Annotated in this window: 6 protein-coding genes; 5 read left to right on the top strand and 1 reads right to left on the bottom strand. The window is 78.4% G+C overall.

Annotation, left to right across the window (positions count from 1 at the left end; translation table 11 throughout):
* The 5 genes from ACRYR8_RS07550 to ACRYR8_RS07530 all read left to right on the top strand — a co-directional run.
* Positions 1-522, top strand: a 522-nt coding sequence (locus tag ACRYR8_RS07550; protein ID WP_432483717.1) for an aminotransferase class V-fold PLP-dependent enzyme, incomplete at its 5' end; no start/stop codon positions are given.
* Entirely contained in the window at positions 522-1607 is a 1086-nt protein-coding gene (gene mnmA, locus ACRYR8_RS07545; RefSeq protein WP_432483716.1) for a tRNA 2-thiouridine(34) synthase MnmA, read from the top strand. The genes ACRYR8_RS07550 and mnmA, both read left to right, overlap by 1 nt.
* A 55-nt stretch (positions 1608-1662) precedes the next feature.
* Complete coding sequence (locus tag ACRYR8_RS07540; protein ID WP_432483715.1) at positions 1663-2355, top strand: hypothetical protein; 693 nt, start codon at positions 1663-1665, stop codon at positions 2353-2355.
* A complete protein-coding gene (locus ACRYR8_RS07535; RefSeq protein WP_432483714.1) occupies positions 2352-3488 on the top strand; it encodes an AAA family ATPase in 1137 nt (378 codons plus the stop codon). Before ACRYR8_RS07540 ends, ACRYR8_RS07535 begins: the two co-directional genes overlap by 4 nt.
* Positions 3485-5659: a vWA domain-containing protein gene (locus ACRYR8_RS07530; RefSeq protein WP_432483713.1), complete on the top strand. Its 2175-nt coding sequence runs from the start codon at positions 3485-3487 to the stop codon at positions 5657-5659. The genes ACRYR8_RS07535 and ACRYR8_RS07530 overlap by 4 nt, the downstream gene beginning before the upstream one ends.
* 61 nt (positions 5660-5720) lie before the next feature.
* On the opposite strand, the gene ACRYR8_RS07525 is transcribed toward ACRYR8_RS07530, so the two are convergent.
* On the bottom strand, positions 5721-6338 hold the full coding sequence (locus tag ACRYR8_RS07525; protein ID WP_432483712.1) for a hypothetical protein: 618 nt from the start codon (positions 6336-6338) through the stop codon (positions 5721-5723).
* Between the last annotated feature and the right edge of the window lies 1 nt (position 6339).

Below are 6339 nucleotides of genomic sequence, written 5' to 3'. Positions count from 1 at the left end.
CCGGCACAGCCGCGTCACCGGCACGAACACCTTCGTGCGGCGCTGGCCGCGGCGCTGGCCGACCCGGGCGAGGGCGCGCGCACCGCGGCGCTGCGCGACCGGCTGGTGGCGGGGCTGCTCGCGTCGGTGGACGGCCTCGTGCTGCGCGGCGACCCGGTGCTCGACGCCGCGCACCGCCTGCCGGGCAACGCGCACGTCACCGTCGCCGGCTGCGAGGGCGACTCGCTGCTCTACCTGCTCGACGCCGCCGGCGTGGAGTGCTCCACCGGCTCGGCCTGCCAGGCGGGGGTGCCGCGGCCCAGCCACGTGCTGCTGGCCATGGGGCTCAGCGAGCCCGAGGCCGCCGGGGCGCTGCGCTTCTCCCTGGGCTGGAGCTCCACCGCCGCCGACGTGGACGCCGTCCTGGCTGCGGTCGGCCCGGCCGTCGAGCGCGCACGCCGCGCCAGCGCGTCGGCGCGCTCCTCCCGCGCCCGCCGCCGCCGCTCGGTGGCCGCCACCGCCGCCGGGCCGGAGGCGCCCTGATGCGCGTGCTGGCCGCCATGAGCGGCGGGGTGGACTCCGCGGTCGCCGCCGCCCGCGCGGTGGACGCCGGGCACGACGTCGTCGGCGTGCACATGGCGCTGAACCGCTCGCCGGGCACCCTGCGCACCGGCTCGAGGGGCTGCTGCACGATCGAGGACGCCCTGGACGCCCGCCGCGCGGCGGACCTGCTGGGCATCCCCTTCTACGTGTGGGACCTCTCGGAGTCGTTCCTGGAGGAGGTCGTCGAGGACTTCGTCGCCGAGTACGCCGCCGGGCGCACGCCCAACCCGTGCGTGCGCTGCAACGAGCGGATCAAGTTCGCCGCCCTGCTCGACAAGGGCGTCGCGCTCGGCTTCGACGCCGTCTGCACCGGGCACTACGCGCGCGTGCTGCCCGGTGCGGACGGCGCGGAGCTGCACCGGGCCGCCGACGCCGCCAAGGACCAGTCCTACGTGCTGGCCGTCCTGGACGCCGACCAGGTGGCGCACGCGATGTTCCCCCTGGGGGACGCGCCCACCAAGGCCGAGGTGCGCGCCGAGGCCGAGCGGCGCGGCCTGCCCGTGGCGGCCAAGCCCGACAGCCACGACATCTGCTTCATCCCCGACGGCGACACCCGCGGGTTCCTCGCCGAGAAGCTGGGGGAGGAACCCGGCGAGGTCGTCGACGCCGACGGCACCGTGCTGGGGACCCACACCGGCACCTACGGCTTCACCGTCGGCCAGCGCAAGGGCCTGGGCCTGACCCGTCCCGCGCCCGACGGCCGGCCGCGGTACGTGCTGTCCATCGAGCCGGTGCGCCGCACCGTGACGGTCGGTCCCGCCGAGCGCCTGGCGGTGGGGCGGCTGCGGGCCGTGGAGGCGGTGTGGAGCGCTCCGGAGCCGGCCGGTCCGGTGGAGGTGCACGTGCAGGTGCGCGCCCACGGCGAGGCCGTGCCCGCCGTCGCCGAGGTGGCCGGCGAGGAGGTGCTGGTGTCGCTGCGCACCCCGCTCACCGGCGTGGCGCCGGGGCAGACGGTCGCGCTCTACGCCGGGACGCGCGTGCTGGGTTCGGCGACCATCTCCGCGACCTCCCCCGCGGGGGCGTGAGCGCGGTCCCGCCGCCGGGCGCGCGCCGCCGCGCGAGCCTGCCTAGGCTCGAACGGTGCCCGCCCGACGCCGCCACCGACGCCCCCGCCCGGGGCCCGCGCCGGTGCGGGTGGTGCTGGACGCCCTCGACCTCGTGGCCGACCCGCCGGCCCGCCCGCTGCCCCACGGCGGTGTGCCCGACGCGGTCCGGAACGCCTGGCGCGCGCGCCTGCCCGGCCGCCCCGCGGTGCGCCCGCCCACCCTCACGCGCAGCCGGGCGCCGTCCGCGCCGGCGCCGGGTGGTGAGCAGCCCCCCTTCGACTGGCCCGAGGTCCTGCTGACGCTGCACCGGTACCTCCTGCTGCCGGGGGTGGGCCACGACGCCGAGGTGGCGGCGATCGGCACCACCGTGCTGCTGACCCGCCTCGACGGCGCCCCGGTCGCGCTGACCGACCCGGCGGCCCGGCTGCGCGCCCGCGCCGTGCTGAGCGGGCACCGCGCCGAGCTCGACCCGCACGACGTCCTGGCGTTCGCCCTGCTGCACGCGCCGCTGCGCGGCTTCCTCGACGCGCACCCGCCGGGCGGCGACCTCGACCTGCGCCTGCTCCTGGCGGCGGCCGGCGCCGGTCTCGGCGCGGCCGACGTCGTCGCGGCGCACGCGGCGGGCACGCTGACCCGCGACCGCATCGCGTTCCTCGCCGCCCTGCAGGGCGGTGAGGGCTCGTGGTGGACACCGGCCCCCGACGGACCCTGGAGCACCACGGCATGAGCCAGCAGCACACCGACACCTGCGACGCGCTGGGCGTCGCCCTGCTCGCGAACGTCCCGGTGGTCCTGTGGGGGCCGCCCGGGCAGGGGAAGTCCTCAGTCGTGAAGGAGCTGGCCGACGGCATGGGCGCCCACCTGGAGACGGTCATCGCCTCCATCCGCGAGCCCAGCGACTTCGCCGGGCTGCCCGTCGTGGACACCGCCACGGGCACGGCCTCGCTCGCCCCGCCGTCGTGGGCGGTGCGGCTGCGCGACGCGGTCGAGCGGGACGGCCGCGCGGGGGTCCAGTTCTACGACGAGGTCTCCACCGCGCCGCCGGCGACGCAGGCCGCCCTGCTGCGCCCCATCCTCGAGGGCGTCGTCGGCGACCTGCGCCTGCCGGAGCAGGTGCGCACCGTCGCCGCGGCGAACCCGCCGGACGTCGCCGCCGACGGGTGGGACCTCGCCCCGCCCGTCGCGAACCGGTTCCTGCACCTGACGTGGAGCCTGGACGCGGCGACCGTGCGCGAGGGGTTCACCGGCGGCTGGCCGGCCGTCACCGTCCCGCGGGCCGACGAGACGGAGGTCGCCGCCCAGCTGGAGCGGGCCACGACGCTCGTCGGCGTCTTCCTCGGGTCCAAGCCCGAGCTCGTCACGCGGGTGCCGTCGTCCTCCGAGGAGGCCGGGCGCGCGTTCCCCACCCCCCGCTCGTGGGAGATGGCGGCGCGGTTGTACGCCCACGCCCGGGCGGCGGGCGCGAACAGCACGGTGGTCACCCTCCTGGTGTCGGGGACGGTCGGCGTCGCCGCGGCCGGGGCGTTCCTGGCGTACGTGCGCGAACTGGACCTGCCCGACCCCGAGGAGCTGCTGCGCGACCCGGACTCCTGGGTCGTGGACCCCCGGCGCACCGACCGGACGTACGCGGTGGCGGCCTCGGTGTGGGCGGCGACCGCCGCGGACAGCACCGTCGAGCGGTGGCTGGGCTGCGGCCGCGTGCTCGCGCGGATCGCCGACGCCGGCAGCGCGGACATCGCGTTCACCCACGGCCGCAGGTGGGCGCAGGGTCGCCCGACGGGAGCCATGCCGACGCCGGAGGTCATCGCCTCCCTCGGCCCGATCCTGACCGAGCTCGGCCTGCTGACCCGAGACGCGTGAACGCCCGGGGAGGTCCGGCGGGCCGGTCCGTCGGGGGGGCCGTCGGGGGGGCCGTCGGGAGGTCCGTCCAGGAGCAGGCGGCCCTGCGCCTGGCGGCGGGCCGGGCCCGCGCCGGCGACCTCATGCCGTACCTCGGCGACGCGCTGTACGCCGTGAAGGCCGTCGCCACCACCGCGATCCCCACCGTCGGCATCGACACGCGCTGGCGGATGCACTACAACCCCGAGTTCATCCTCACCCTCGACGTCCCCGAGGTCGTCGGCGTCTGGCTGCACGAGGTCGGCCACCCGCTGCGCGGGCACCACGAGCGCTTCGACGCCCTCGCGGAACCCGCCGAGCGCCACCCGCTGTTCAACCAGGCCGGCGACTGCACGATCAACGAGGACCTGCGGGCTGCGGGGGTCCGGCTGCCCGCCGTCAAGGCGTGGTACGCCGAGCGGGTGCCCGGCGCCGACGCCGGGATGACCGCCGAGCAGATCTACCGGCTGCTCGTCGCCGGTCCCGCCGGGCAGCGGCTGGCGGCCGCCTCGCCGGCCCTGCTGCTGCTGCCGGCCGCGCTGCGCCACGACCACGGCGTGCCGGTCCGCGTCGTGGCGCACGCCCGCGACGCGTTCCTGACCGGGCCCGCCGAGGTCGTCGTGAGCGGTCCCGGCGGCGGGGTCCGCACCGGGCCGGTGGCGGTGCACGACCAGCGCACTGCCACCTTCGAGGTGCTCGAGCGGCTCCCCGCCGGCGAGCACGCCGTCGACCTCACCTGCGCCGGCGGCACCGCGAGCGCGACCCTGACCGTGACCGCCCCGACGATCGCGCTGCGCCCGGACCACCTGCCCCGACGCCGCGGCGCCCGCGAGAAGGTCGTCGTCGCCGGTCGCGGCACCCGGTTCATCGGAGCGTCGGTCGTGGAGCTCCTCGACGCCGACGGCACCGTCCTGGACGCGGTCTCGGACGTCGTCCACGTCGGCGCCACGCACCTCACGTTCACCGCCGGCCCCGTGCCCGACGGCGCGCACGTGGTGCGCGTGAGCACCGGCGAGGAGGTCGTGCGGGCGGTGCTGCCCGTGGGGCTGCCGCACCTGGACCTCAGCCCCGCCCGGCTGCCCAGCGGCCACGCGGCCCCCACGCCCCTGGCCGGGGTCGGCGACGACGTCTCCTTCGACGCCGCGAGCACCGCGCAGGTCCTCGACGCGGCGGCGGGGCTGGCCCCGGTGGCCGGTGCGACCGGTCCGCTCACCGTGCCCGGCCCGGGCGTCGTGAACCTCGAGCTGACCCGGACCCTGGCCGACGGGCAGTACCTGATGGTGGTGAGCACGGCCGGCGAGCGGGCGGCCGCGGTGCTGACCGTCGGTGGTGCGCGGCCGGTCCCGGCGGCCCCGCGGCCGGTCCCCGCCGGGTACGACGACTGCGGCTCCGGCGCCGGCGGCCCGCACCGCCCGTGGGAGGGCGACCCGGGCGGCCGCGACGCCGACGGGGAGGACGACGGCAGCGTCGACGCGGGCCGTGCGGAGCTCATCCGGCAGCAGACCGCGCGCAACGTCCTCGAGCACGCGCGCTCGCGCGGTCCCGTCCCCGCGGGCTGGCAACGGTGGGCGGACCGCACCCTCGCACCGGTGGTCGACTGGCGCCGGGAGCTGCTGAGCGTGACCCGCCGGGTCAGCGCCCACGTCGCCGGGATGCGCGACTACTCCTACGCGCGCCCCTCGCGGCGCAGCTCCGCGACGCCGGGGGTGGTCCTGCCCGCGATGCGCCAGCCGCGCCCGCCCCGGGCCGCGGAGGTCGTCGACACCTCGGCCTCGGTCACCGAGGACATGCTCGGCCGGGTCCACGCGGAGACGGAGGCGATCGTGCGGCGGTGCCGCGGCGCCGGCGTCCAGGTCATCGCCTGCGACGCCGCCGCCGGGCGGGCACGGCTGGTCCGCCGGGTGCAGGACGTCCCGCTCGTCGGCGGCGGCGGGACCGACATGCGCGTCGGGATCGCCGCGGCCGCCGCGCTGCGCCCGAAGGTGGACCTGGTCATCACCGCCACCGACGGCGACACGCCGTGGCCCGCCGAACCGCCGCGGGAGAACCCGGACGCCACCTACGTGGTGCTGCTGCTCGACGGCGACCGCGAGGGCGTGCCCGGGTGGATGCGCAAGATCGTGGTCGAGCGGGACCGGACCGGCGGGCGCTGACGGCCCCGGCGTCCCGGTCACCGCCGTGCCCGCCGTGCCCGCCCTGCTCGTCGCGGCCGGCTCAGGCGTCGGGGGAGCCGGGGGGGTCCCCGTCGAGGACGACCTGCTCGCGCGGGTCCCAGCGCCAGGCGAGGTCGCCCAGCTGCGCCCGTGCGGTGCACGGGCCCTCGTGGCCGGGCCCGAGCGCGCACCCCACCCGGAAGCCGTCCACCCGGGGCCTCACCCCGCGCTCCAGCCACGCCTCCTGCGAGCGCTCCGCCCAGGAACCCCGCACGACGCCCTCCTGGATCCCGGGGCCGGGGGAGGCGCCGAGGGCCCGCAGCGTCCGCAGGGCCGCGACCAGCTCCGCGACGGGGCCGCCGGGGACCTCCGGCACCCACCGGCTGGACCCGCAGCTGCGGTCCGGGGTGCTCCCGTCCAGCAGCACGGGGTGCCCGTCGGGCGCCTGGTGGGTGGCCGTCACCGTCGTCCCGGCGGCCCACCCGCCGCGGGCGGAGCGCACCAGCACGTCGAAGGAGGACGCCACGTCGACCACCCGTCCGCGGCGCCGCTTGGCGTAGAAGCGCGGGTAGTCCTCGAACCCGGCGACCTGCGCGGTCGGGGGTTCGGGGGCACCCGCCGCCGCGATCCGCCGCTGGTGGCGCGTCCACTGGTCCTGGGCCGGGTCCCACCTGCGCACC

Origin of the sequence: Kineococcus esterisolvens (genome assembly GCF_050871405.1) — a bacterium.
In the GTDB taxonomy this organism is placed as follows: Bacteria; Actinomycetota; Actinomycetes; order Actinomycetales; family Kineococcaceae; genus Kineococcus.
Note: the sequence above shows the minus strand (reverse complement) of the source record. Positions and strands in the feature narration are given on the sequence as shown.